Source organism: Pseudarthrobacter ribosi (genome assembly GCF_055412865.1).
This window is the reverse complement of sequence record NZ_JBVAYZ010000003.1, coordinates 125,269-149,948: the sequence shown is the minus strand read 5'-3', so window position 1 is coordinate 149,948 and position 24,680 is coordinate 125,269. Positions and strand designations below refer to the sequence as shown.

Sequence of the window (24,680 nt, the reverse complement as noted above, 5' to 3'; positions counted from 1 at the left end):
CTTCATAATCGAAGATATAGTCAGAAAGAGAGGACAACATGAACGACCACCATGACCACGCTGGGACCCACAGCGACCTGCACAGTGACCTGCACAGTGAGCAAGGGGCACTGGGAGGCGAGCACCGCGGACGAGCGGCGAACCCGATCATCAAGGTGCATGACATCGCCTGGCTCGAGTTCCAGAAGCCAGACCTGCTCGCTGCAGAGACCTTCGCGCACGCCTTCGGCTTCGCCACGAGCCTGCGCACCCCTGACGAGCTGCACCTCCGGGGCACCGACACCGGAGCGCCGTGCGTGATCGTACGGCGAGGACCGAGATCGCAATACCTGGGCGCCGCGTTCACTGCGGCCGAGGCCTCGGACGTCCTTCGCCTGGCCAACGCGACAGGTACGACCTCGAAAAAGCTACCGGAGTCGATCGGCGGCATTGGGGTCGACCTCGTGGATCCGAGCGGCGCTGCGATTCGCGTCGTCGCAGACACGCACAAACTCCCTTCGCTGCCGGCCCAGACGCCCCTGACGTTCAACGCCGGCCACGAGGTGGCGCGGGCCAACCAGACCCAGCGGCCACTGCGTCAACCAGCGACGGTCCAACGCCTCGGTCACGTCGTACTGCAGAGCACAAAGTACCGTGAAACCCTCGACTGGTACCTGGAGCACCTGGGCCTGATCGTCAGCGACTTCCTCTACTACCCCGGCCAGCGCGAGCGCGGTCCGACAATGAGCTTCATCCGCTGCGACCGGGGTTCGACACCAACCGATCATCACACCATCGCGATGACGCTGGGCCCGACGAATCGCTACGTGCACTCGGCATACCAGGTCGCTGACATCGATGCCCTCGCCGCTGGCGGTGAGCTACTGCGCGACCTTGGGTACCACCGTTCCTGGGGGATCGGCCGCCACATCCAGGGCAGTCAAATCTTCGACTACTGGCGCGACCCCAACGGCTTCCTGGTCGAACACTTCACCGATGGGGACATGTTCGACTGCACCCTCGAGCCCGGTTGGGCACAAATGTCCGCCACCAATCTCGCCCAGTGGGGGCCCCCGGCCAGCAAGGACTTCCTCGGTATCGCCCCTGGCCGAGAGTCGCTGCGTGAGCTGGCCTCGATAGTCTCCGCGCTCCGCGCCGACAACGAGTTCGATTACAAGCGCCTCCGCGGCCTGATGAAAGTAGCCACCTCATGACCGTCTCCATCCTGCGCACGGCCGACGGCTGGTGGGTCCACACGCCCACCGGCGCCGCCCGTATCGCCACGCCCGCGACCACCACGGGCGAACTGCTCGCCGATCGCGCGGCCATTAACGCCGCGATCGGCGGCAGCGAAACTGTACCGGTGGAAAACCTGGACCTCATCTCGCCGGTCACAGTGCCGTGCCGCGTGGTGGCCCAGATGACGAACTTCGCCTCGCACGTGAGGGACGCCGGCATGGATCCTAAGAAAATCCCGCTGACCTTCTTCCGCAAGTCCTCGGGCTCGATCAGCGGGCCCCATGACGACGTCGTCCGGCCCGGGCACGTGCGGTTCCTCGACTACGAGGCTGAGATCGGCCTCGTGATGGGCCAAGAGACCCCGGTCGGCTCTGTCATCACCGCTGACACGATCGCCGATTACGTCGCTGGGCTCGTTATCACCAACGACATCTCGGCCCGCGACCTGCAACTCCCGAAGACCCAGTTCTATGAGTCCAAGTCCTACCCGAGCTTTACGCCCACCGGACCGACGCTCGTGCTCTTCGACGCCGAGGACTGGAACCGCTTTGGTGAGCTACGGTTGCGGCTGTGGGTGAACGGCGAGATCCGTCAGGACATGACGGTGGCCGACATGATCTACCTCCCCGTCGAGGCGCTGCGGGCACTCACCCGCTTCCAGCATCTCTCCCCGGGCGACCTGGTCCTGACGGGCACCCCTGTCGGCACCGCACTGAGCGCACCGCCGAAGCCGGTCGAGATCATCAGCAATCTGCTGCCCGCGGCCACTAAGTGGCGCCTGTTCTTCAAGGCCCAAGGCCGCAATCCGAAGTACCTCAAGAGCGGAGACGTCGTCGAGATCGCCATCAGCACCGACGACGGGAAGATCGACCTGGGGCGCCAGCGCACGACGGTGAAGGATGCCCAGTGAACGGCACGCCGCTCTGGCCCTGGTATTCGCGCCCGGACGACGTCGTCGAGATCGAGAGGACCCCTCTCTCCGAACGCGGGCTTCCGGCATCGACGTACGAGCTGTTGTGCCGAGCCGCCCGGCTGTGGCCGGATCGGACGGCGGCGGCAGTACTTCCGAACACTGAGCGCTGGCAGGAACCCGTCAAGCTGACGTTCGCTGAGCTTCTCGCCGATGTGAACCGGATAGCGAACCTGCTGGCAGAAATCGGGGTCGGCCGGAAGGACACTGTAGCCTTGCTCTCGCCCAACTGCCAGGAGCTCATCTCCGCGACCCTGGCCGCCCAGGCTGCCGGGATCGCCGTCCCGATCAACCCCGGTTTGTCCGAGGATTACATCGCCGAGCTGCTCCAGCGCTCGGGGGCGCGTGTGCTGGTGGCCGCCGGGCCCGATCTCGATCCCGTCGTCACCGAGGTCGCATTCAGCTTGGCGAAGAAGGGTCTGGTGGACTGTGTGCTCCTCCTGTCACCGACCGGGCAGGGACCAGCCGGGCAAGCCGCGACCGTCGGATCCGCAAGCGTGGACTATCTGACCCGCCGGGCAGCAGACGCGTCGTCTGAGCAGTTCCACGGTGATCAGCCCGGACCAGGCGATCTGGCGGCACTCTTCCACACCGGCGGCACGACCGGTGCCCCCAAGCTGGCGGCACACACCCACGCCAACGAGATCGCCGACTCTTGGATGATCGCAGCCTACGACCTCCTCGAGGAGGACGCGGTGTACTTCGCCGCCCTGCCGTTGTTCCACGTCAACGCCCTCATGGTGACCGTCCTCGCTCCCCTTTTCAAGGGCCAGACGGTTGTGTGGTCCGGGCCGCTGGGCTATCGCGACCCTGCCCTCTACAAGGTCTTCTGGAAGCTCGTCGAACACCACCGGCTTACCGCGATGAGCGCCGTCCCTACCGTCTACGCCACACTCGCCGCGACTCCCGTCAACGCCGACATCAGCAGCCTGCGCTACGCCATGGTCGGAGCCAGTCCCCTGCCCGCGGCAGTGCGTGTCGGCTTCGAGACAGCCACCTGCGTCCCCCTGATCGAAGGCTACGGCCTGACGGAAGGGACGTGCGTCAGCGTCCGGAGCTTCCCAGGCGCCACCGGGAGCTCGCTAGGCTGTCGACTGCCCTACCAAGAGATCAAGGCGGTGCATGTCGACGACGCCGGACACTGGCATGATCTCAGACCAGGCAGAAGGGGCCTGCTGGTGATCAAAGGCCCGACGGTCTTCCCCGGCTACGTCATCGGCCACGGCCCCGACGGCCTCCTGCTCGACGGCCTCGGCAAACTGCGGTGCGGCTGGCTCGACACCGGCGACCTCGGACAGGTCGATGAGAACGGATTCATCCAGCTCACCGGTCGCACCAAAGACCTGATCATCCGAGGCGGCCACAACATCGACCCCGCAATCATCGAGGACGCCCTCCTCATCCACCCGGATGTGACCGGCGCAGCGGCGGTCGGCAGACCCGACCGGCATGCGGGAGAAGTACCGGTCGCTTACGTCACATTGGCCGCGGGTGCGGCCACCAGGACCGAGGACCTGATCCGCTGGGCGGACGACCGGGTCGGGGAACGGGCGTCCTCGCCGAAGTCCGTCACAATCGTCGACCAGATTCCGGTCACTGCCGTCGGCAAACCATACAAGCTCGCACTCCGGGCGGACGCCACCAGGGTAGCCATCAGCGAGGCCCTGCAGATAGCCTCCGTGCACTCCGTGGAGATCGACATCGAGGACGGCACAATAGTCGTCACCGTGAGTGCTGACGAGGCATCGCATGCGGCCGTCAAGCGCACCCTCGACGAGTATGGTGTCCGATGGCGGATCACGCACCGGCCCCGGGCAAAGGCGGGACGATGATCATCGTCCTCACGATAGCGCTGGTTGGATGCTTCACCATGCTCGGCCTGGCAAAAGTGGTCGGCGCGGCGGGGATGCCCGCCCGCGCCGCACATGTGGGCTTCACCAGCACCGCCTACCAGCGCATCGGCGCCCTGGAGCTGCTTGCCGCCCTCGGCCTCCTGCTCGGGCTGGTCGAGGCGTGGATCGGCCTCGCGGCAGCCGTCGGCCTCGTGCTTCTGATGACGGGAGCCTGCGTCACCCACCTCAGGAACGGCGACGATCCACGTGAGATCGCCCCGGCGGTGGTCATGACGGCGGGACTCGTCAGCTATCTTGTTCTCATTGCGGCGGCAATAGGATGAGCGCCCGCATCGCTGGCTCGTTGCCGGTGGTCGTGGTCGGCGCTGGCCCTTCCGGGCTGGCCGTCGCCACCCTGCTCGGCCAGTACGGCGTCGAATGCCTCGTCCTGGACCGCTGGGAGGGCGTCTACCCGCTACCACGGGCGGTACATCTGGACGACGAGGTCTACCGCATCCTCAACCGCCTGGGCGTGGCGACGCAATTCGCCGGGCTCAGCCGCCCTGCACACGGGCTACGTCTGCTCGCACCCGACCACGGGGTGATCGCGGAGTTCCAGAGACGGGCCGATGGCGGCGCCCACGGCTACCCACAAGCGAACATGTTCGACCAGCCGGACCTCGAGCAGCTCATGCGTAACAACCTCCGGACTATGCCTACGGTGACCCTGCGCGGAAATGTCGAGGTTCTCCGCGTGACCCAAGCCAACGCGACAGCCCAGGTGGACTTCACGGATCGTGCCACGGGGAAACGCGAGTCGGTCCGTGCCAGCCACGTCCTCGGCTGCGACGGCGCCAACAGCGTGGTGAGGAGGGCCATCGGAGCGAAGATGGAGGACCTGGGCTTCGAACAGCGCTGGCTGGTAATCGACATTGACACCTCGGCGCCACTGAACCAGTGGGAAGGCATCCACCAACTGTGCGACTCCCACCGCGCCGGTACCTACATGCGCGTTGGAAAGGTCCGCTACCGCTGGGAATTCCGACTGCTGCCCGACGAGACTGCCGCCGACTTCGCGACGATGGATACCCTCCATCCGCTGATCCGGCCCTGGACCGGCAACGTCCCGGTGGACGACCTGCGCGTGATCCGCGTCTCCGACTACACCTTCCGCGCCCAGGTCGCCAACAAGTGGCGCGACCGGCGCATCTTCCTCCTCGGCGACGCCGCCCACCTGAGTCCTCCCTTCATCGGTCAGGGCATGGGGGCGGGACTCCGGGATGCAATGAACCTGGCCTGGAAGCTCGCCGGGGTTCTTGCCGGCGAGCTCCCCGCAACCGCGCTGGCCAGCTACCAGACCGAGCGCAAGCGGCACGCGAGAAGAACCATCACCGTCGCAAAGCTGTTCGGCCTCACCATGACCGCGGGAGGTCGCGTCGGTACCGGCCTGCGGAGGTTCCTCGCACCGGGCCTGCACCTCGTGGCAGGCATCCCCGCACAATCCGGGACAGCTATACCCCTCGGCTCTCGACTCTCGGCACTCGCCCGCACCTCCGCCGTCGGACGTCTCTGCCCCAACGCCCGCACCTCAGTCACCCCGGACGCCAACCGATTCGACGACATCGCCGGCAACGGATTCGCGTTGCTAGCCCTCGCGATGACTCCCGAGGAACGCCAACGGATCCTTCACAAAGGCGCGGCACCCGTCGTCCCCGACCCCGGATCTGAACTCCACCAGTGGCTCGTCCGACATCGGATCGCTGCTGCGGTTGTCCGCCCGGATCGCACCGTGATGTTCACCTCCGACTCCGTCTCGGGAAGCCTCACCTACCTGCCGGCATTCCACTCGACAGCCGCGAAGACAGAGCGGACAGAGTGATGAACGAATACGCGTTGGTCATGTAGGCGTCTCACCCCGACGCAACGCACAAACCCGAGCGCAGAGGGCGTTTCAAGAAACGGCTCCGATTTCTTCGACCATTCCCGCCTCCGGTCCACTGCGAACTTTCAGGGAGTGGACGCCGGCATCAACTGCCGTCCGCGGCCATGCTGTCAGCGTCCTTTCGAGCCAACGCGGCGTCGAGCACCCTGTACTCGGCTTCCTCTACTGCCCAATAGGCGTACTTGATCGCGAATTTGGCGTCTGCCTCGGCGTCGTCTGCCCTCTGCTGCGCGGCCTTGACGTCGAGCTCTGCCTTCTTGGACTCAATATCCCCACGGATCGACGCGATGTCGTCTTCCCAGCTCTTCTGCACGCCGCTCCACCACGCGGCGACCTTGCCCTGGTTCGCTTCGGCTGCCTCGCGCAGCTGGTCCGTGTTCTTATGCAGCGATTCACGCGCGCTCTGGACGTCTTGCTGCAACTTCGCGTGCGCATCCTGCTGTGCGGCGGCAGATCGATCCTCTGCAGCTTTGGCGCGGGCCGCGAGCTTGCTCAGATCATCGGAGAGGGTCATGGCAATTCCTTTCACAGTGTTGTGACGTGGTTGTGACTTGGTTGGTTGGGGCTTGTCCGGAGATCGTTGTTTCCGAAACCGGCGGCGTCCATTCGGACGGGGTGATCCCACCTTCCCCTTCTACACCCGGCCTCGAGCTCGCGGGCGTTTTAGGGCCGAAAGTCCTATCGCCGTGCTGCCCGCCCGTGGCCTGCCTCAGTCTCCCTCGGGCCTTGCTGTGAGCGACAGACCCGTCACCTTGTGTGCCTTCTTCCTGGCACTAACTGCGAGGGTTTTCGCCCCGCGCCGTTACCGGCTTGGTCGCTCGCCCGCGGCGGCTCATGCGGGGAGTGTGTCAAGGGACTGTGGGCTCGTTATGCCCGGACTTGCCGCCGTCGAGTCCGCAGTAGACCTCGTATCCTTCGTCCATCCTGCGCCCCTTCGCACCACGTTCCGCGGTCACGACACCCGCTGCTGGAACCCACGTTACAAAGGGACCAGGCACCAGCGGGACCGACCGTGTCCCTATTAGCAGCCGACGCGCACCTCCGAGCAGGCGACACCCCCCCGTGTCATCAATGACAGGGCAAGAAGGTGTCATACGGGCCCGGCGATCAATCCCGGGCGTTCGCGGACCCAATGTCACGGGCAACTTGTGGCAAGGCCCGATCGGTGAGGAGCTCGCTCGTCTAGGGTGGCAGTTTCGCAACAGGCATCCCATTTCACCCCGGTGGCTAATGCGGGGTGGTACGCGGCCGCAGTGGTCGGAGCTCCAACCAACGGCCGAGAGCGCTGCGCAGCAAGTCCCACTGCGCCGAACGGGCCGGGAGCGGACGGGCCGCCGGGGAAAGCCGGGTCTCTCGGGGAAGACGGATCCGCAGTGCGCCCGGCCAAATGCTGAACAGCAGTGGGGCCGCCATGCGGAGCGCCTCCCCGTCCATGCCGACGTCGATCGGCCCTCCCGAATCCACCTCAAACGTTGAGGGCTTCCAGGCGAGGGAGCCGGGGAACCTCTCCGGGTGTCCGCGGGCCGCGCTCAGCTGGCGCCGTGCTTCCGCCGGATCGTCCGGGAGCTTGACCGCGATCACCCCAAGGAAGCCGCCGTCCAGCCGGGCCCGGTTGGCGAGGGTGGCGGGCGTGCGGCCATACGGGTTGTTCGAGACCTGGACGACGTGCGCGCCGGTGTACTGCTCCCCCGCCGGACCGGTGAAGCGCAAGTCAAATGGTTGGCTGCCGGGCCCCAACATGCTCGGCAGCATGCTCAGGGTGGTGTCCACCTTGGCATCTCGGTACTCGGGGGAACGGACGATCTGCGCGTACAGCCCGAGCGAGACGTTGTTGACGAACACCCGGCCGTTGACCTGACCGAGGTCGATGCGGCGCTCCACCGCCACTCCGAACGCGTCGAGCGCCCCCAGAACATTGCCGCGGTCCAGGCCAAGGTCCATGGCCAGATGGTTGAGGGTGCCAGCGGGCACCACGACCATGGGCACACCGTGCCGGGCGGCCACCTCCGCGACCAGCCCAAGGGAACCGTCCCCGCCAGCCATGCCGAGCACATCGACGCCGCGGGCCACCGCGGCCTCGGCCAGCTCGGCCAGGTTCTGCCCCGGTTCCAGGATGAGCACCTCAATGCCCCGGGCCCGGCATTCGCTGACCAGGCCAAAGCGCTCGGCCTTACCGCCGCCGCTGCGGGGGTTCACGATCAAGGCGGCATGGCCCGCCGCCGAAACGGCGCGGCCCTCAGGTTCCGGCCGTCGCCGGGCGCGGATTTCGCGGATGGCCGCGCTGCCCGCCAGGGCGAGCACCATCCCGGCGATGAACACCCCGACCCAACTGGTGGCGAATCCGGTCGAACGAGTCACCGCGCCCCGCGGCCAGACCACACCGCGGGCAGCCAGGGGCCTCCGGGCAATCGGGGCGGCACCCCCCGGGCCATAGGCGCAGGTCATCACTGACCGATCACACGTCGATGCAGCTCCGTCGTGAGCTTGTGGATCTCACGGGTGAGCTCGGTGTTGGACTTCAGCTCGGTTTCCTGCTCGATGAAGTCGTGATCAGCCTTCTCCTGCTGGAAGGCCGATGCGCGGTTCTGCCCGATCATGACGAAGGTCGACAGGAAGATCGCCTCCAGCGAAACGACGAGAGTCAGCGTCGGCCACGGGCTCTCCTCGACGAAGAGCATCCACCCTGCAAAGACGACCACATGGACGTAAACGAAAGGCATCGATCCGGCAAAGCCGGTGATTGCATCGGCGATCCTCAGTTGCGGGTGCTCGGCGCGCTTCTCCCGGAACCTGATCACGACCGGGTGTTCGCGCAGTGGCGGCGGCGGCTGTATTCGGGGCATTGCTCTCCTTGAAAGTTGCGGCGGACGAGCCACGCTAACGATCGCCGGGCCGTTACTGCACTACGGCGTCAACGGCCGGGCCCCGGGATGCTCCGCCGCCTCGGGCGACCGAGGACGCTCAGTCGCTTCCAACAGCCGCTCCAGCACCTTGGAGGGACGCTGTCTCTCACCTCCAGTCTTGACCGTCGGAACCGGAATGATAGGGGCTAAGGTCCCGAGACGTCCTAAACGCCGGGTTGTTGCTTCAACTGGGAAGATCTCACGACAGCAGGGCCCGATCGCCACTGGGCTATCTCTTCACCACAGGCCTCTGCGCGACCGCTGCCTTCTTGGCAGGTTCGCGATACCGCGCGTGTGGCCAATGTTTCAACCCATCCCTTCAAGGGACGAGACGGAAAGTGAGGCCGCCGCCGGGCGCTGAAAGGTAGTCACTCCCCTATTGAGCCCGGCCGACCGACGCAAGAATCGCCGAATGGATGCCAGTGACGGCCAAGGGAAGCTGCAGCGCCTTATAGAAGTGTGGGAGCTCTCCCGCATTCTTGGACAGCTCTCCCCATGAGATCGTGACGCTGACGGCCAGTCTCGACCCCGGCCCCGGACAGGGCCATGACCACGAGGACGTGGGTATCCGACGAGGACGGGACCAGTGTGGAAGCAGACCAGATGGAACCGGTTCTGATCCTCGAACGGCCACCGGAAGAGTGCAGCCTGGAGGGATTACCAGGCCACCGCACTCGTTGAACTCGAGGCCCGCCGGCGGATCGACAACGAGGTCGCCGACCTGTTCGTCCGCGATCCCTGAACGGGGGCGACGGTAGCCGTGCTGCGCCTTCGTCGTCGACGACAATCACGATGATGATGCTGCTGGCCAGCACGACGACGCTTACACATTCATTGCACCGGGGGTACACTTTGTTCCATCGTTCGAAGCTCACCTAGGCCGCTCTGCGCCTCAAGATGGCAGCTCTGCGACTCAACTTATTCATCGTTCTAAGCCCAGCCGAGGCAGCCCTGCGCCTCAAGATACGGCAGCTCTGCGCCTCAATATTTCGTAACGTCGGGTCCATGCCCTCCTTGAAGAGGCCTGTTCACCGGACGGACAGGAGGAAGGCAATGACTCCCATGACCAACGTGAAGTCGGGGAAGGGGCTCAGCTACGGAGTGGTGTCCGAGCTGGCCACGTACTGGGATGTCCTCCCTGGCCACGAGGACGAGCTGCGCGCGGCCACTGTGCGGTTCGCCGACACGCTGGCCCAGGTCCCCGTCGAGAAGAACATCCACACAGGCTTGCGGGACCAGCGCCACGTGATCTTCGACGACGGGAAACGGATGATGTGGGCCACGACGTTCGAGAACGAATGGGACCCCTACTTCGAGGACTTCCTCCTGATCGGGATCGAGCATTTCCTGGACTGGATGCAGCACACCGCCCAGTACACGCACGTCACGACCTGGCTGGAGTCGTCCGGTGGGGTGCAGGCGTTTGATCAGAACAGCCCCGGTGTCGTGACGCACATGAAGCAGACCGTCGGAGGGCTCAAGGCGATCGTCCAGTCCGTACAGAGCCCGGCCACCGGCTACTTCAATAACCTGGGTACCTGGACGATGCCGCAGATCCTCAAGGCCCAGCATCTGCAGGAGGTCTTCCAGCGGGTGCTCGACGACCCCGACGCCGCTGAGGCGCTGCAGCACCCGGCGCTCAGGCCGTTGCTGGACGAGGCCGCCGACTGAACCCGGTTGCAGACCCCAGCGTCTTCCCCGGCCCTGCGGTCTGCGGCAACCATCGCTATAGAGGACCGCTGAAGACACCATGGCCACGCAGGCGAAGACCTTGTTAGAGCTCGATGACATCCAGGCCGCCGCCCTGATGCCCCGGCCGCATCCGTACGCGGGCGCCTATCTGGGACTGCGGATCGACGACCGGCGCTCAGGTCGGGAGCTGCTGCGGCGGCTGATCCCCCTGCTGGACCCGGTCAGCCGGTTCGACCCGGGCAGGCCGGTGTCGTTGGGGGTGGGTCTCAGCTTCGCCGGGTTGGAGGCGCTCGGCGTGTCGGCCGAGTCGCTGGCCAGCTTCGCGCCCGAGTTCCAGCAGGGCATGGCGGCTCGCGCGGAGCACATCGGGGACGTCGGGGAGAACGCGCCGGAGCACTGGGAGGCGCCCCTGGGATCGAAGGACCTCCACCTCGTGGTGGCCGTCCTGGCCCAGGACACCGGGCTGATGGACACGCTGTTCCTGCTCGCCCGTGACGCCGTGCGCGACCTGCCTGGAGTCACCGCGCTCTGGCAGCTGGACGTGCACGTGCCACCGGACGGCCGTGAGCAGTTCGGCTTCCGGGACAGCATCGGCCAGCCGGCCGTCGAGGGCACCGGGATCCTCGGCAACAACCCGCACGAGGCACCGCTGAAGGCCGGCGAGTTCGTCCTGGGCTACCAGGACGAGACCGGCGACGTGGCGCCCGTGCCGCAGCCGGAGGTGCTGGGCCGCAACGGCACCTACGTGGCCTTCCGCAAGCTGCACCAGCGGGTGGCGGCCTTCCGCACCTACCTGCAGCAACACGCCTCCGACGACGCCGAGCAGCAGTGGCTGGCCGCCAAGATGGTCGGGCGCTGGCCCAGCGGCGCGCCGCTCGCCCTGGCCCCGGACAAGGACGACCCGGAGCTGGGCGCCGACCCGGCGCGCCACAACGCCTTCCTCTACGGCGACGACCAACGGGGGCTGAAGTGCCCGGTCGGGTCGCATGCCCGCCGGATGAACGCCCGTGACGCGGTCATCACCGGCCACGTCCAACTGCACCGGATGATCCGGCGCGGCACCAACTACGGCCCATCGCTGCCCCCCGGTGTCCTCGAGGACGACGGCGCCGACCGCGGCCTGATGTTCGCTTTCGTCGGCGCCCATCTGGCCCGGCAGTTCGAGTTCGTCCAGCGGCAGTGGGTCAACGACGGCAAGTTCATCGGCGCGCCCGATGAGCGGGACCCGCTGATCGGCGTCCAGGACGGCGGTCAGTTCACCATCCCCAACCGTCCGATCCGCCGCCGGATGCAGGGGCTACCCAATTTCGTCGTCAACCGGGGCGGTGAATACTGCTTCATGCCCGGCCTGCGGGCCACGCGCTGGCTCGCCGACCTCGACACCTGAGACCAGGAGGTTCGTCATGGCAGACCACTTCTCCGGACCGCGGGCCCTCGCCGACCCGGCGTCCGACATCACCGACGTGTTCACCTTTCCCAGCCCCGAGCGCCCAGGTCATCTGGTGCTCGTGATGGACGTGTTCCCCTCCGCCGCTCCCACCGCGCTGTTCTCCGACGCGCTGCGCTACCGCTTCCGCCTCCGGGCGGTGACGGCCACCACGGCCGGCGGCCGACCGGCGTTCGCGGCAGGCGCCGACGAGTACGCATTCGACTTCAACTTCGCCGTTCCGTCCCCGGACGGCGACGCCGTGGTGCAGGCCGGGACGTGCACCACCCCAGGCGGAGCGGAGATCCCGTTCCGGGTGGGCGACGAGAAGCACACCGCGATGCACGGCGTGCGGGTCTTCGCCGGGCCGCGGATGGATCCGTTCTTCATCGACCTGGTAGCCGAGTCGAGCAACCACAAGCTGGAGCGGCTGTCGTTCCGGCCGGACGGCGTCAACGCCGTGAACGGCGCCAACGTGCTCAGCATCGTCCTCGAACTGGACACCGCCACGGTGCTCGGCCCCGACGCCGGCCCGCTGCTGGCCGTCGTCGGCGAAACCGTGACGGCCGGCGGCCACCCGGTCCGGCTGGAGCGCATGGGCCGGCCGGAGATCAAGAACTTCATCCTGCAGGACAAGAAGTTCGACACCGTCAACCGTGACCTTGAGCTCCGCGACCTCTACAACGCCGAGGACACGTTCGACGTGGGCCCGGCTTATGCCGGGGCGTACCGGGCCCGGTTGAACGCGAACCTTCCCTTCTTCGACCGGCTCGACGGCAGGATCGACTGGGCGCCGGAGGACCGGGGCGTCCATCCGTTGACCGAGCTCCTGCTGGCGGACTTCCTCGTCGTCGACACGTCCAAGCCGTTCTCCGACGGCGGCTTCCTGGAGATCGAGCGTGCGGTGCTCGCCGGCCGCCCGCACACCACCTGCGGCGGCCGAGCGCCCGACGACGACATCGTGGACATTCTCTACACGCTGCTGGTCGGCGGCTTGGACGGACCGCGGATCAGCGACGGCGTGGACGGGCCGACCCAGCCGGCGAGCCGCAGCTTCCCGTACTTGAATCCCCCCAACCCGGACCCGCCGGACGTGAAGGCCGTGCTGCTGGCCGTGGCGTCCGCACCACCGGAGGAGGCGCCATCATCACCGGCCTGACGGAAGAGGACCACGGGCCACGGACCACGAATGGGATGTTGGCCTTGACGAACCTGCAGGCTCAGATCGACGGCTTGGCGGCGCGGCATGCAGCGGCACGATCCGGGCACGGGACAGGGGCCCGACCAACGGTGGTCGAACGGGCTCTGCTGGTCGACCTGCTCCTGCTCCACGGGCAGCTGCTGGGCCGTATCGCGGACTACGAGCTCGCCGCGAAACTGGCCGAGACAATGGTGCGCGATGCGCCGGACGACGGTACTGCCCGGCTGGCCCGGGCCAGGACGCGGGCCACCTTCCACCGCTTCACCGAAGCCGCCGCGGACCTGGACGCAGGGGGACGAGGAGGTGTGGACCGGGCCGCGCTGGACGCGGAACGGGCGGCGATCCTCCAGGGGGCCGGATGCCACGCCGAAGCACGCATACTGCGCCGGGACGCGGAGAGCCGCTGTCCCGACTTAGCCACGCTGGGCGGGCTGGCTGTGATGGAGGCCGAGCAGGGCAGGGCCCCGGAGGCGGAGCGCCTGTTCACCGAGGCCCGACGCCGCTATCGGGGGGTTTCCCCGTTCCCAGTCGCCGAACTCGACTTCCGGCGCGGCCTGATGTGGCTCAGGGAACGCGACCTTCTTGCCGCCCGCGCCTGGTTCGACGCCGCCGTTAGCCGGGTGCCGGCCTTCGCCCCCGCGCTGGGGCACCTCGCCGAGGTCGACGCGGCCCTGGGCGCCCGGGACACCGCCATCGACCGGCTGCGCCCGCTCGCGGTGAACAGCGATGACCCTGAGTATGCGGCCACCCTGGCCGGCGTGCTCAGCGACGCTGGCCAGCTCCAGGAGGCGGATCAGTGGCGCACCAGCGCCGCGGCCCGCTACGACGAGCTGGTGTCCCGCCATCCGGAGGCGTTCGTCGATCACGCGGCCGAGTTCTGGCTCACCGTGGGTGGCGATCAGCGAAAGGGGCACCAGCTGGCCTTGCAGAGCACCATCAGCCGGGAGGCCGGCGCATCGGCGTTGCTCCGCCGCGTTTCCCCGAGCGACTGATGGCTTGCCGGGCCGAACAGGTACGAAGGGAGATGCAGCGATGGACAACAGCTATGATCTGGTGGTGATCGGCGCGGGCCCGGCCGGGGAGGTCGCGGCTGAGCTCGCGGCCGCCTTCGGGCGCACCGTGCTCGTCGTCGAGCGGAGCACTCCCGGCGGGGTGGTCACGACCACGGGCGGCGCGCCCACGAAGGCCCTGCGCGAAGCTGCGCTCTACCTCACCGGGTACCGCCAGGAGGAGGTCTACGGCGTGCGGGCGGCGGCGCCGCTGGAGGCCGTGATGCCGACCCTGCAAGCCAGGATCGAGCAGGTGCGCGACCAGCTGCAGGAGGCCGTCGCACACCGGTTCGTGGCACGCGGCATCGCCTACCTGCAGGGCACCGCCCGCCTCGACGCCGCCCGGACCGTCCACGTCACCGCCCCGGACGGACAGGCGCGCGAGGTTACGGCGCGCACGGTCCTGATGGCGACAGGGTCACGTCCGACGCACTACCCCGGCATCGCCTACGAAGATCCGGACGTCTACGACTCCGACGAGATCTACTCCCTTCGCACGGTCCCGAAAGACATCGTCATCGTCGGTGGCGGCCCGATCGGCGTCGAGTTCGCCACCGTGTTCACCGCCCTTGGTATTCCCGCCACCCTCGTCAGTAATGCCGATCGCTTGCTGCCGAACATCGATGGCGAAGTGGCCCGGCTGGTGGCCGATGAGTTCCAGCGCCGCGGAGTCCGGCTGGTGCTGGGCACCGGCGCAGAAGGGGTCAGTCGCGTCGACGGCCGGCTCAGGGTCACACTCTCGACCGGTAGCGTCCTGGACCCGGACGCCGTCCTGGTGTGCGCCGGTCGCACGCCCAACACCGAAGGGCTCGGCCTCGAACAGGCCGGCGTGCGCACCGACGCCCGTGGCCGGATCCTCGTCGACCGCTACTACCGGACGTCCGCCCCAGGGATCTACGCAGCCGGCGATGCTGTCGGGGTAGGGCTCGCCTCGGGCGCCATGCAGCAGGGACGCGCAGCGGCGGCCCACGCCTGCGGACTCTTCTTCGGTGTGGAGATTGACCAGACCGCGAGCAGCGCCGTCTACGGCCTACCCGAAGTCGCCAGCGTGGGTGCGACGGAAGAGCAGATCCAGGCAAGCGGCATCCCCTACACGGTGGGCCGCTGCGACCTTGCCACCACCGTGCGCGGGGCGATCGCCGGACACGGCGGGCTGCTGAAGCTGATCTTCCGCACCGATAACCGCAAGCTGCTCGGCGTCCACTGCTTCGGCGACATCGCCTCCGAGGTCGTCGGCCTGGGGCACGTCGTTCTCCAACTCGGTGGCAGGGTCGAACTGTTCCTCACACTCGCGCTCAATACCCCCACCTACAGCTACGCCTACCACGACGCGACCGTGGACGGCCTGACCCGGCTGGCCGAGCTCATGAGCACTGCCGGCAGCGCCTCGACCGACCCGACCGCGGCCCCAAGCTAGCCGCAGCACACTGCGCATCTGCAGCGGCCGCATGGAGAGCTCCTATGCGGACGTCATGGGTGCCCTCCTCATGCGTTGCGGCCTGAGTCCGACCGACCACGGCACTCTCAGGCCGCAACGCTTCAGGACTGCACAATCAATGGCCGGCGCCCCGGAAGTCACCGTCGGCGGCGAGCGGGCTCTCCAGGCCCATGATGATCGCGTTCAGCGCCAGGCGGAAGACGCGGTTCTCGTAAGGGTCTGGAGGGGCGAGCCCGTCTTCTCCGACACTGGCGGGATTGCGGCTTGACGCGCCGATGAGTTCGGCCGTGAGGACATCGGTGATGACGGCGCCCACGAGAGCGGTGCGATGCGGGAGCTCGGAGCGCGGCACCCCTGCGGTGTCGAGAATCGCGGTGAGCGCGACCAAGAACGGGTCTTCAGGCTGGATGAAGTCCGCCTTGTGGCTGGACGAGTAGCACATGAGCTTGGGGTGGCTGTGTGCCAGCGTCCGGAAATCCGTGGCGAGGAGGCGGATGCGCTCCTGCCAGGGTGCGTCCTCCGGCGTCACGGTGCAGAACTGGCTGCCGACCATTCGGGTCACGCCGCGCAGCACGGCGTCCTTGTTCGACACGTGATGGTACAGCGACATCGGGTTCGCATCGAGCGCGGTCGCGAGTTTGCGCATGGTGAGCGCCTCGACCCCGTCCGCGTCGATGAGCCTCAGGGCGGCGGCGTAGATCCCGGCCTGTGTCAGAGGCACCTCTCTCTTCCTGGTTCCCCGCGGGGAACTCTTTGCCTTTTCCATACGCGCACAATACCAGAGTCGTACAGCGTATGGAACTGGCGCAGCGTCGCGGCGTAATGATAGCCGCCCGCACGGGGCCCGGGTTGCGGGCAACTTTCATACGCCGTACGGTTGTAGTTTCATACGAGGTATGTTTCTTTGGTGCACCTCCGCACCTCCGCATCGCCGGCCGCCTTCGCCCACCCCCGTCCTGAACTGAGGAGCAACCCATGACCGCACAGTCCATGAACGACTCGCCACAGTCAGCTACTGGGCTGCCGGGGAGCCCTGTTGCTCCGTGAACCATTCCCAACACCACCAGTCCGGCTCGTGCTTTGCCCACCCGTCCCACAGGGATCTGCGGATCAAAGTAGTCGTCCGAATAGACGCCGTCGAGGAGACAGCCAAAGTCCACGTTCGGGGCGTTGTGACGCGCACCAACCTCCGGGCCCTCTACGTCGTCTGCCGCCGGGCCGTCACCAGGTTGCCAGGGTATGAGATCGTGGTTCATCTCGCGCATGCCAGGGTCACGGCCGCGGCCTTTGATGAACTCCAGGACCACGCCCGCCAGTCCATTCTTTCCTCTGGCCTCGACTCCTCGGTTACTCCCTGCCGGCTGCGGATCGTGGAACCGCCGGTCATCCTCAGAGTCAAAGAACACCCCTGAAAGTCCTCCAGGGTCGTGGTGAGCAGAATCCAGAACGGGTCTTCTGGCCCGATGAAGTCCGCCCGATGGCTGAACGAGTAGCCCATTGTTCGGCACGTGGTGATACAGCGACATCGGGTTCGCATCCAGCGCGGTCGCGAGGTTTGTCCATGGTGAACGCCGCGACCCCTCCGAGTCGATGAACCGCAGTGCGAGGGAATTACCGCCGCCGGCTGGATCCGGATTGCGGTCGATTTTCCGTACGTTGTGCAGTCACATTGCCATACGGCGCATGTTTCAGTGGGGCACCCCGCACCGGCGGCGCCGTCGCCCACCCCGGCCTGCCCAGAGGAGCACGCCACGACTACACAGTCCAAGAGCGACCTGCGACCATGGCCGGCGTCAGCCCCCGGCACCTCCCCATCACCGATGGGTCCGACCTTCAACTACCCAGGCAAGCAATTCAACAAAGGAGTCGCCATGGCAACGGAAACCCCTCCCACAGACGCCCATCAAGGAGGCATCATGACAGCCAACGGCAACAATGAAGCAACGACATCTCCGCCACCGCAAGTTCCGTCTGGTCGCCTTGAGCGCCGGCGCGCCGGCGTGCTGACCCATACGCCATGGGCCGGCTGGTACTGCGAGACTGAATCTGACTGAGAACCTCGGAGGTGCGCACATAAGGTCACCCTCGCGCGGAGGACAAGCCGGGACGACTTTCCCGGACGCAGGCGGGCCAGGGCCCCCGATGCCACGTGAAAAAACAACCACATCACAGGAAGCATCTAAGGGTTCTTTGCGGGCCACGCCTTGCGATATACAACGAGGTGCGTCAGCTCCCTGACCTGAGGTACTGGTGGAGGGTTTCGCGGCTGATGCCGGACTCCGCGGCCAGGCCGGTCATTTGCTCCCCGGCGCCGTAGCTCCCTGCCTGCCCGGCATAACGGCTGTTTTCAGGAATGCACAATCAATGGTCGGCGCTTTGGCCCTCACCAACGGCGGCGAGTTGGCTCTCAAGGCCCATGATGATCGTGTCCAGCGTCAGGCGGAAGACGCGGTTCTCGTCAGGGCCTGGAGGGGTGAGCCCGTCTTCGCCGGCAGTCGTGGTATCGAGGCTTGACCACCGGTGGAGCGCGCCGGTGAGTTCGGCGGTGAGGACACCGTTGATGGCGAAGCCCACGAGAGCGGTGAAATGCGGGAGCTCCGGGTGCGGCACCCCTGCGGCGTCCAGGATCGCGGTGAGCTCCATCCAGAACGGGTCGTCGGGTTGGATGAAGTCCGACTGGAGGCTGAACGAGTAGCCCATGAGCTTGGGGTGGCTGTGCGCCAGCGTCCGGAAATCCTTGGCGAGCAGGCGGATGCGCTCCTGCCAGGGTGCGTCCTCCAGCGTCACGGTGTGGAACTGGGTGCCGACCGTTCTGGCAACGCCGCGCAGCACGGCGTCCTTGTTCGGCACGTGGTAGTAGAGCGACATCGGGTTCGCATCGAGTGCGGTCGCGAGTTTGCGCATGGTGAGCGCATCGACCCCGTCCGCGTCGATGAGCCGCAGGGCGGCGGCATAGATCCCGGCCTCGGTCAGAGGCACCTCTCTCTTCCTGGTTCCCCGCGGGGAACTCTTCACCTTTTCCATACCCGGACACTATCAGATTCATACAGCGTATGGAAATAACCTGGGCTACGGCTCAGGGTTGCGGGCGACTTCCGTACGCTGTATGTTTGTAGTTCCATACAGCGTACGGAACTACAATGCATGTCCGCATCGCCGGCGCAATAGCCCATCCCAGCCCTGTACAAAGGAGCAACCCATGACCACACAGTCCAAGAACGACCCGCGACCCATCCGGTCTCCGCGCTGGGATCTCAGCACTCTGTGCGAGCTGTGGCGGTTCAAGGACTACGGCCGGCCCGAGCGGAAGTCGCTGTTCCTGGGCGTGCTGATGAACGGCGGGCAAATGGCCGCCAATCTTGCCGCCCCCTGGCCGCTGGCGCTGGTCATCAACGACCTTCTCCAGGACAAGGGCCAAGGCACGGGCCAGGGCAAGAGCGGGATCCTGCACACCGTCGCCGGCTGGTTCGGCGGTTCGTCGATGGCGATGCTCGTGGTCGCGGCGACCGCCGTGCTGGTGATCACCGCTGCCGCGGGGATGTTCTCCTACCTGGGCGACATCTACATGAACGGGTCCGGCCAGCGGATCACCTCGCGCATCCGCGCGGATGTGTTCGCCTACACCCAGCGGCTGCCGATGGCCTTCCACGACCGGCAGAACGTCGGCGAGCTGACCAGCCGGGTCGTCTCCGACACATCAACGGTGGAATCGACCCTGCGGGATGTGGCCACCGACCTCGTCCCGTCCGTGCTCACCCTGGCCGGTACCGCCGCCGTGATGGTCGCGGTGGACTGGCGCCTCGGGCTGATCGGGCTAGTCGTCGCCCCGCTGGTGTTCCTGACCGCGAACCACTTCGCCGGCCTGACCCGGCAGTACGCCCGTCGCAAGCGCGCCGCCACCGGAGACCTGACCGGGCTCGTCACCGAGTCCCTGATGGGTATCCGCACCGTTCACGCGTTCGGCAACCAGCGGGTGCAGGACCAGCGGTTCGCCACGCAGAACGACAACGTGCTCAGCCTGTCGCTGCGCTCGGTCAAGGTCAGCGCCAAGTTCTCCCCCACCCTGCAGCTGGTCGCCGCCGTGGGCACCGCGTTGGTGTTGTTCGTCGGCGGTTACGGAGCGTTGAACGGCTGGTGGCAGGTCGGGGTGCTGGTGGTCGTCACCAGCTACCTCAAGAGCATGCTCTCGCCGATGAAGTCCCTGGCCAAGCTCGCACCTAGCTTCACCCAGGGCGCCGCCTCCGCCCAACGGATCGCCGACATCCTCGACCAGCCCACCGACCACCAGGGCACCGACGAGCCGCTGCCGGCCCGCGTCGACGGCCGCATCGAGCTGCGCAAGGTCGCGCTGGACTACGGCACCGGCCGCGGCCCGGTCTTCACCGACGTCGACTTGACCGTCACCCCTGGCGAGCGGATCGCCCTGCTCGGTGACAACGGCGCCGGCAAGTCGACCCTCCTGTCCGTGATCGGCGGCCTCTACCGCCCCACCACCGGCCAGGTCCTGCTCGACGGGCACTCGGTCCCCGACGTCCCGGAGCACTGGCTGCACCAGCAGGTGGCCATGGTCCTGCAGGACACCTTCCTGTTCTCCGGCACGCTGGTCGACAACATCCGTTACGGCCGCCCCGACGCCACGGACGCCGAGGTGGCTGCCGCCGCCGAGGCGGCCCTGGTCAGCGAGTTCGCCGATGACCTCCCCGACGGGCTCGACACCACCGTCGGTACCGGCGGGACCGGGCTGTCCGGCGGGCAGCGCCAACGCGTCGGCATCGCCCGCGCACTGCTCGTCGACGCCCCCGTCGTGCTCCTCGACGAACCTACCGCCGGCCTGGACGTTCACGCCGAGGAACTCGTCGTCCAGGCGCTGGGCCGGCTCGTCGAAGGTCGCACGATCATCGCGACGACGCATCGGCCCGCGGTCACTGCGCTGGCCACCCGCACCGTGTACCTGCGCCAGGGTGGCGTCCTGGACACCGAGCTGCCCGAGACCGCCCCGGCAGACCCTTCCGCCGACCGCGCCCGCCTCACCACCATCGGAGCCCACTAATGACCACCACCGCGACGAACACCCGAGAGCCGTCCACCCGCCGCACCAAGTCGTCGAAGAACCAGACGGCGACCGCGTCCCCGCCCACGGCCGGCGAGGTGGTGCTGCAGGCCCTCCGCGCCGAGACCAGAGCGCTTCGGGAGACCGAGCGCCAGGTGCGCGACGGCGACCCGAAGGGGGTCACCAAGATGCGGGTCGCCATCCGCCAGCTACGTTCCACCCTTCGCGGCTTCTCCCGCATCCTCGATCGGCAGGTCACCCGGCCGGTGCGCGCCGAGCTGGCCTGGCTGGGCCGCCAGCTCGGCGAGGAGAACGACACCCAGGCGACACTCAAAGAGCTGAAACGACAGCACGACGCCCTGCCGTCGGAGTTGATCGTTGGCCCGGTGGTCGACGACGCCCGGACCCAGCTGGACCAGCTCGCCGTCAGTAGCAGCGAGACCACCCATGCCACGCTCGACAGCGATCGCTACGCCGCGCTCCGTCAGGAGCTGGACTGGCCGCCGGCCGACCCGCCCTTCACCGAGCGCGCGGCGCGGCCCGCGGCGGAGGAGCTGCCAAAGAGCATCGCGAAGGCGCTGCGCACGCTCGACCGTCACCTCGTGGCCGCCCAGGCGCTGCCGGCGGGGACGGAGCGGGATCAGGCGCTGCACGAGGCCCGCAAGGCCGACAAGCAACTCCGCTACGTGATCGACGTCGCCACCCCCGTCGTCGGCAAACCCGCCCGGCGGCTGGGCCGGCAGGCCAAGAAGCTCCAGGACCTGCTTGGCGACTACCAGGACGCGGTCGTGACCCGCCCAGTGGTGCAGGAGCTCGGTTCCGCCGCGTCGGCCAAAGGTCATCCGACCAGCACGTACTACCTGGTGGACGCTCTGGAGCAGGTCCGCACCGACCGTGTTCTGGAGAAGCTCCCGCGCCGGCTAAGTAGCCTCTACGACGAGGCGGCCTGGCTGCCCAACGCCGCCTCCCTCCAGTACGACCCGGGGACGTCAACCGCGCGGACCGGGAGCGGGAACTGAAACGCAAACGCCCCTTCCAGAGCGGGGGTCCCACGGAATCACAATGGATTGGGCGATGACGAGTCACCCAATCGGCCGCGAAAGTTAGCCCGACGGCGGACGACCCGCCCCGATCACAAGAACCCAAACGAAAGAGAGAAGATCATGTCTGAGTACAAATACGACCCCGCCGTCACTTCCCCGAGGAAGGGCAAGCACGACGGACCGGTCGCCGAGTTGAGCGTCTTTCTCAAGGTAAAGCCTGGCCACGAGCAAGCCATCCGCGAGGTCTTCGACAACATGCCCCCGGACCAAAAGGCCGCGAACGCGAAGGCGATCACCCACTTCGGCACCCTGCATAACGCCAGGTACGTCCTGTTCGACAACGGAACGCGCCTGCTGATCGCGACGACGTTCGATGGTGACTGGGACGTCTACATCGACGATTTCTCCGCGTCGGCCGTACTCGACGGCTGGGACAAATTCCTCCTCCATTGTGAGGGCTATCCAGACGAGGGGAAGGATAAAGCGGGAATGAGTGTGCACGAGATCAAGGAGTTCCTCACCGTGAACCAGGTCACCGCGTCCGACTTCCTCATGGTATACCCGGGGACGGTGCAGGAGATCCTGAAGGCGCAGCGCGTTCAGACGGCATTCCAGCAGGTGCTGGCTGGCCCCGACGCCGCTGAGGCGCTCCAGCACCCGGCGCTCAAGCCGCTGCTGGAGGAGGCCGCCGACTGACGCCAGACGGTCCATGATGGGCGGCGAGGCTAGTCGGCTCGCCGCCCATCGCAGTGGGGCGACCGACAGGTTTTGTCGGCAACCCTGCAGGCACCGCGGCGATGAAGTCCTCGAACCGGATCATGAGGTGAATCCGCCGCTCGTAGCGGCGCAAGTGTCACCAGGAGAGTGAAGTCTTTCAGGCCTTGCCCGGTGCGTCGATCTTCGTCCCGCCGGCACGGACAAATTCAGCAACCAATGGCTTCCGACCACCCTCGTCACTTCATCCGTCCAGAGTTCGGTGCTCCCAGGTGCGTCGGCCTATGGTGAAATTCGGAGCAAGTTGGATCAAGGTCAAGTTGACCAGACTTGGTCCAACTTGTTCCTAATAGCTCAACTGGCTCCGAATCTCACACTGCGTGCGGAGCCGTTTCAGGACTATTCGAACGAGGAAGGACGAGGACGGACTGTGAGTTGTAGACCTACTTGGAAGAACTTCCAGGAACTTATCGGCGGGATCCCGCGGGGCACTTGTCCTGAGAACTGGCGCGGAGCGGCCCGTCTAATTGAAAGTTTGTGGCGCCGGCTCCGTTCGGTACAGATCTTTGTAACCACTTCTAAGTCGCGCTTCGCAGGCACCTCCCACTTCAACGACAAAGCCTCCTCGTTCCCCTCTGCGATTGTCAAACTGCCCGCACCCACCGCTGACCCGGTTCTACTCACCACCGCCACAGGGGCGGTGGAGGGCCCCTCGTGGACGGGGTTCCCTACGCCCGCGCCGGAGTGATGCTCACAGACCTCTCGCCGGCCGGCGCCGGCCCGCAGCTGCCTATGTTCGCGACCGCCCACGAGGAAAAGCGCATCGGCGCTCTGCTCGGAGACATTATGGACCGCTTCGGGACCGGGGCCATCGGGCTCGGCATCGCCGGGATCGCGGAACAACCCGATTGGGGGATGAAACGCCAGGCATTATCCCCGCGGTACACGACGGAATGGGATGAACTTCCGGTCGTCAAAGCCGGTTAGAAAGTGAAGTCATCCGTGTTGAACGTCGCCTGGGATTCGGCTCCAATGATTTTCATCGCGCCGGTCTCGTCCTTGTCGAGGGTGATGTTCACCCTGCCAAAGCCTCGGTAGATGTTCTCCCCGGTGCCGTCCTTCAGCTGGGGCTTCGCCGCGTCGGATTTGAGGAAGTCAGCGCCGCTCTGGCCGGTGAACTGGGCACCCACATATGCGGCGGCCTCAGCGTCACTGACGCGGTAGTCGGCTGAGAAGTCGAAGTTGAACGAGAGTCCGCGGGCGAGGCTGGATTCCCCAAATGAGTTGATCATCAGGCTGACCTTGCTGACTCGGGGTTTGCCGTCGTGGATGAGGACGGGGATGAGGGTCTTGCCCTTGGCATTGCTCAGGATGACACCCTGCGCCTCAGGTGACGCCGCGGATTCCGAAGCTGCCTCGGTCAGGTACTTCTTGCCGTCGGAGAGGCGCCACGCCTCGTATTCGGCCGGTCCTCCTTCGAGAGCAGGAGAGTCCAGGAATTCTTCGATAACGAAGTCCACGGCAACCTTTTGGGCAGCGGCGCCGTCCTCCTTCGTCCAGGCTGTGCCTGCCAGGGTGGTTCCGTATCCGAAGTCGACGAGGTTTGAGCTCGCGTCCAGGGCGAGGGTTTCGTAAGGGCCGGTCGCGGTGTCCACTGTTTGCCCGGTGCCTTTGGCGTGGCCGTAGGAAACTACTGGAGGGCCAGGAGCGGCTGCCGGGGCTGAAGTTATCGGCCCGCCGCTGGCGGAACAAGCTGACAGGGACAAAGTCAGGGCCAGACCGGCGACAGTTGCCCGGCCGAGTGCCTTCGATGGGGTCTTGGTGCGGAGGGACATGGTTCCCGTTCTGTTTGGAGGGCAGATACGGGGGCGTCCACATCGGCTGCCCCCAGTCCCGATATGTGCGGAGTCTGTAGAAGTCTAAACGCCGGAGAAAAGAATTCTTGACGCGCGCTTCCGTATCACCGCTGCGTCTCAAGGTCGGCGTACAGCTGGCTGTCCACGCGGACGTGGACGGCGGTGCGCCACGGCGTTCCAGCGGGTCGTTGCCTTCTCGTTTGCCCGGGCCCCGTAGAAATCGTCAACACCTGTTGACGCTCGGCTTCGCGCCACAGGAAGGAGCCAACGAGCTGGACCAGAAACGGATAACCTTCCGTGGCTTCGGCTGACTAGCGGAAGGCGCCAGCCGGTTCACTCACCGCAA

The 24,680-nt window shown here is 66.6% G+C and carries 21 protein-coding genes; 15 read left to right on the top strand and 6 right to left on the bottom strand.

The window, feature by feature from the left end; all coding sequences use genetic code 11:
- Positions 1-38 precede the first annotated feature (38 nt).
- From ACZYZ5_RS04305 to mhpA, 5 genes are read left to right on the top strand one after another with little or no spacing between them, the layout of a single operon-like run.
- Positions 39-1,193 (top strand): VOC family protein, encoded by a 1,155-nt coding sequence (locus ACZYZ5_RS04305; protein WP_463899399.1) that lies wholly within the window; start codon positions 39-41, stop codon positions 1,191-1,193.
- Entirely contained in the window at positions 1,190-2,128 is a 939-nt protein-coding gene (locus tag ACZYZ5_RS04300; protein ID WP_463899398.1) for a fumarylacetoacetate hydrolase family protein, read from the top strand. The genes ACZYZ5_RS04305 and ACZYZ5_RS04300 overlap by 4 nt, the downstream gene beginning before the upstream one ends.
- Entirely contained in the window at positions 2,125-4,020 is a 1,896-nt protein-coding gene (locus ACZYZ5_RS04295; RefSeq protein ID WP_463899397.1) for an acyl-CoA synthetase, read from the top strand. The genes ACZYZ5_RS04300 and ACZYZ5_RS04295 overlap by 4 nt, the downstream gene beginning before the upstream one ends.
- Complete coding sequence (locus ACZYZ5_RS04290) at positions 4,017-4,364, top strand: DoxX family protein (protein WP_463899396.1); 348 nt, start codon at positions 4,017-4,019, stop codon at positions 4,362-4,364. The genes ACZYZ5_RS04295 and ACZYZ5_RS04290 overlap by 4 nt, the downstream gene beginning before the upstream one ends.
- The gene (mhpA, locus tag ACZYZ5_RS04285) at positions 4,361-5,899 is read left to right on the top strand and encodes a bifunctional 3-(3-hydroxy-phenyl)propionate/3-hydroxycinnamic acid hydroxylase MhpA (RefSeq protein ID WP_463899395.1); all 1,539 of its coding nucleotides are present in this window, start codon (positions 4,361-4,363) and stop codon (positions 5,897-5,899) included. The genes ACZYZ5_RS04290 and mhpA overlap by 4 nt, the downstream gene beginning before the upstream one ends.
- 148 nt (positions 5,900-6,047) lie before the next feature.
- On the opposite strand, the gene ACZYZ5_RS04280 is transcribed toward mhpA, so the two are convergent.
- The 3 genes from ACZYZ5_RS04280 to ACZYZ5_RS04270 form a co-directional block, all read right to left on the bottom strand.
- Positions 6,048-6,476, bottom strand: coding sequence for a hypothetical protein (locus ACZYZ5_RS04280; protein ID WP_463899393.1), 429 nt, complete (start codon positions 6,474-6,476; stop codon positions 6,048-6,050).
- Between the two features lie 713 nt (positions 6,477-7,189).
- A complete protein-coding gene (locus tag ACZYZ5_RS04275) occupies positions 7,190-8,320 on the bottom strand; it encodes a diacylglycerol/lipid kinase family protein (RefSeq protein WP_463899392.1) in 1,131 nt (376 codons plus the stop codon).
- 86 nt (positions 8,321-8,406) lie between these two features.
- Entirely contained in the window at positions 8,407-8,805 is a 399-nt protein-coding gene (locus tag ACZYZ5_RS04270; protein ID WP_463899391.1) for a DUF1003 domain-containing protein, read from the bottom strand.
- A 1,113-nt stretch (positions 8,806-9,918) separates the two neighbouring features.
- Between ACZYZ5_RS04270 and ACZYZ5_RS04265 the strand changes: the two genes are divergently transcribed.
- From ACZYZ5_RS04265 to ACZYZ5_RS04245, 5 genes are all read left to right on the top strand, one after another.
- A complete protein-coding gene (locus ACZYZ5_RS04265) occupies positions 9,919-10,536 on the top strand; it encodes a hypothetical protein (protein WP_463899389.1) in 618 nt (205 codons plus the stop codon).
- A 79-nt stretch (positions 10,537-10,615) separates the two neighbouring features.
- The gene (locus tag ACZYZ5_RS04260) at positions 10,616-11,944 is read left to right on the top strand and encodes a Dyp-type peroxidase (protein ID WP_463899388.1); all 1,329 of its coding nucleotides are present in this window, start codon (positions 10,616-10,618) and stop codon (positions 11,942-11,944) included.
- Positions 11,945-11,960: 16 nt separating this feature from the next.
- Positions 11,961-13,142 carry a DUF4331 family protein gene (locus tag ACZYZ5_RS04255; protein WP_463899387.1) on the top strand — a complete coding sequence of 394 codons (1,182 nt, stop codon included), beginning with the start codon at positions 11,961-11,963 and terminating at the stop codon, positions 13,140-13,142.
- A 131-nt stretch (positions 13,143-13,273) separates the two neighbouring features.
- Positions 13,274-14,176: a tetratricopeptide repeat protein gene (locus tag ACZYZ5_RS04250; protein ID WP_463899386.1), complete on the top strand. Its 903-nt coding sequence runs from the start codon at positions 13,274-13,276 to the stop codon at positions 14,174-14,176.
- A gap of 40 nt (positions 14,177-14,216) precedes the next feature.
- The gene (locus tag ACZYZ5_RS04245; RefSeq protein ID WP_463899384.1) at positions 14,217-15,650 is read left to right on the top strand and encodes an FAD-dependent oxidoreductase; all 1,434 of its coding nucleotides are present in this window, start codon (positions 14,217-14,219) and stop codon (positions 15,648-15,650) included.
- 136 nt (positions 15,651-15,786) lie between these two features.
- Here the strand turns inward: ACZYZ5_RS04245 and ACZYZ5_RS04240 are convergent, their stop codons facing one another.
- Positions 15,787-16,392 carry a TetR/AcrR family transcriptional regulator gene (locus ACZYZ5_RS04240; RefSeq protein ID WP_463899383.1) on the bottom strand — a complete coding sequence of 202 codons (606 nt, stop codon included), beginning with the start codon at positions 16,390-16,392 and terminating at the stop codon, positions 15,787-15,789.
- Between the two features lie 322 nt (positions 16,393-16,714).
- On the opposite strand from ACZYZ5_RS04240, the gene ACZYZ5_RS04235 reads away from it, so the two are divergent.
- Positions 16,715-17,083 (top strand): hypothetical protein, encoded by a 369-nt coding sequence (locus ACZYZ5_RS04235; RefSeq protein ID WP_463899382.1) that lies wholly within the window; start codon positions 16,715-16,717, stop codon positions 17,081-17,083.
- A gap of 949 nt (positions 17,084-18,032) precedes the next feature.
- Here the strand turns inward: ACZYZ5_RS04235 and ACZYZ5_RS04230 are convergent.
- Positions 18,033-18,650: a TetR/AcrR family transcriptional regulator gene (locus ACZYZ5_RS04230; RefSeq protein WP_463899381.1), complete on the bottom strand. Its 618-nt coding sequence runs from the start codon at positions 18,648-18,650 to the stop codon at positions 18,033-18,035.
- A gap of 220 nt (positions 18,651-18,870) precedes the next feature.
- On the opposite strand from ACZYZ5_RS04230, the gene ACZYZ5_RS04225 reads away from it, so the two are divergent.
- The 4 genes from ACZYZ5_RS04225 (at position 18,871) to ACZYZ5_RS04210 (ending at position 23,465) form a co-directional block, all read left to right on the top strand.
- Positions 18,871-20,721: an ABC transporter ATP-binding protein gene (locus ACZYZ5_RS04225; protein ID WP_463899380.1), complete on the top strand. Its 1,851-nt coding sequence runs from the start codon at positions 18,871-18,873 to the stop codon at positions 20,719-20,721.
- Positions 20,721-21,740 (top strand): CHAD domain-containing protein, encoded by a 1,020-nt coding sequence (locus tag ACZYZ5_RS04220; RefSeq protein WP_463899379.1) that lies wholly within the window; start codon positions 20,721-20,723, stop codon positions 21,738-21,740. Before ACZYZ5_RS04225 ends, ACZYZ5_RS04220 begins: the two co-directional genes overlap by 1 nt.
- Positions 21,741-21,884: 144 nt before the next feature.
- Entirely contained in the window at positions 21,885-22,460 is a 576-nt protein-coding gene (locus ACZYZ5_RS04215; protein ID WP_463899378.1) for a hypothetical protein, read from the top strand.
- A gap of 732 nt (positions 22,461-23,192) precedes the next feature.
- Positions 23,193-23,465 (top strand): DUF4113 domain-containing protein, encoded by a 273-nt coding sequence (locus ACZYZ5_RS04210; protein ID WP_463899377.1) that lies wholly within the window; start codon positions 23,193-23,195, stop codon positions 23,463-23,465.
- On the opposite strand, the gene ACZYZ5_RS04205 is transcribed toward ACZYZ5_RS04210, so the two are convergent.
- Positions 23,462-24,133 (bottom strand): hypothetical protein, encoded by a 672-nt coding sequence (locus ACZYZ5_RS04205; protein ID WP_463899375.1) that lies wholly within the window; start codon positions 24,131-24,133, stop codon positions 23,462-23,464. The genes ACZYZ5_RS04210 and ACZYZ5_RS04205 overlap by 4 nt on opposite strands.
- Positions 24,134-24,680: the final 547 nt, after the last annotated feature.

What these genes read in the sequence shown, in the direction of transcription:
- ACZYZ5_RS04305 (WP_463899399.1), top strand. Translation starts at nt 39, where the DNA reads ATGAACGACCACCATGACCACGCTGGGACCCACAGCGACCTGCACAGT.
- ACZYZ5_RS04300 (WP_463899398.1), top strand. Translation starts at nt 1,190, where the DNA reads ATGACCGTCTCCATCCTGCGCACGGCCGACGGCTGGTGGGTCCACACG.
- ACZYZ5_RS04290 (WP_463899396.1), top strand. Translation starts at nt 4,017, where the DNA reads ATGATCATCGTCCTCACGATAGCGCTGGTTGGATGCTTCACCATGCTC.
- mhpA (WP_463899395.1), top strand. Translation starts at nt 4,361, where the DNA reads ATGAGCGCCCGCATCGCTGGCTCGTTGCCGGTGGTCGTGGTCGGCGCT.
- ACZYZ5_RS04280 (WP_463899393.1), bottom strand. Translation starts at nt 6,476, where the DNA reads ATGACCCTCTCCGATGATCTGAGCAAGCTCGCGGCCCGCGCCAAAGCT.
- ACZYZ5_RS04270 (WP_463899391.1), bottom strand. Translation starts at nt 8,805, where the DNA reads ATGCCCCGAATACAGCCGCCGCCGCCACTGCGCGAACACCCGGTCGTG.
- ACZYZ5_RS04265 (WP_463899389.1), top strand. Translation starts at nt 9,919, where the DNA reads ATGACTCCCATGACCAACGTGAAGTCGGGGAAGGGGCTCAGCTACGGA.
- ACZYZ5_RS04260 (WP_463899388.1), top strand. Translation starts at nt 10,616, where the DNA reads ATGGCCACGCAGGCGAAGACCTTGTTAGAGCTCGATGACATCCAGGCC.
- ACZYZ5_RS04255 (WP_463899387.1), top strand. Translation starts at nt 11,961, where the DNA reads ATGGCAGACCACTTCTCCGGACCGCGGGCCCTCGCCGACCCGGCGTCC.
- ACZYZ5_RS04245 (WP_463899384.1), top strand. Translation starts at nt 14,217, where the DNA reads ATGGACAACAGCTATGATCTGGTGGTGATCGGCGCGGGCCCGGCCGGG.
- ACZYZ5_RS04225 (WP_463899380.1), top strand. Translation starts at nt 18,871, where the DNA reads ATGACCACACAGTCCAAGAACGACCCGCGACCCATCCGGTCTCCGCGC.
- ACZYZ5_RS04220 (WP_463899379.1), top strand. Translation starts at nt 20,721, where the DNA reads ATGACCACCACCGCGACGAACACCCGAGAGCCGTCCACCCGCCGCACC.
- ACZYZ5_RS04215 (WP_463899378.1), top strand. Translation starts at nt 21,885, where the DNA reads ATGTCTGAGTACAAATACGACCCCGCCGTCACTTCCCCGAGGAAGGGC.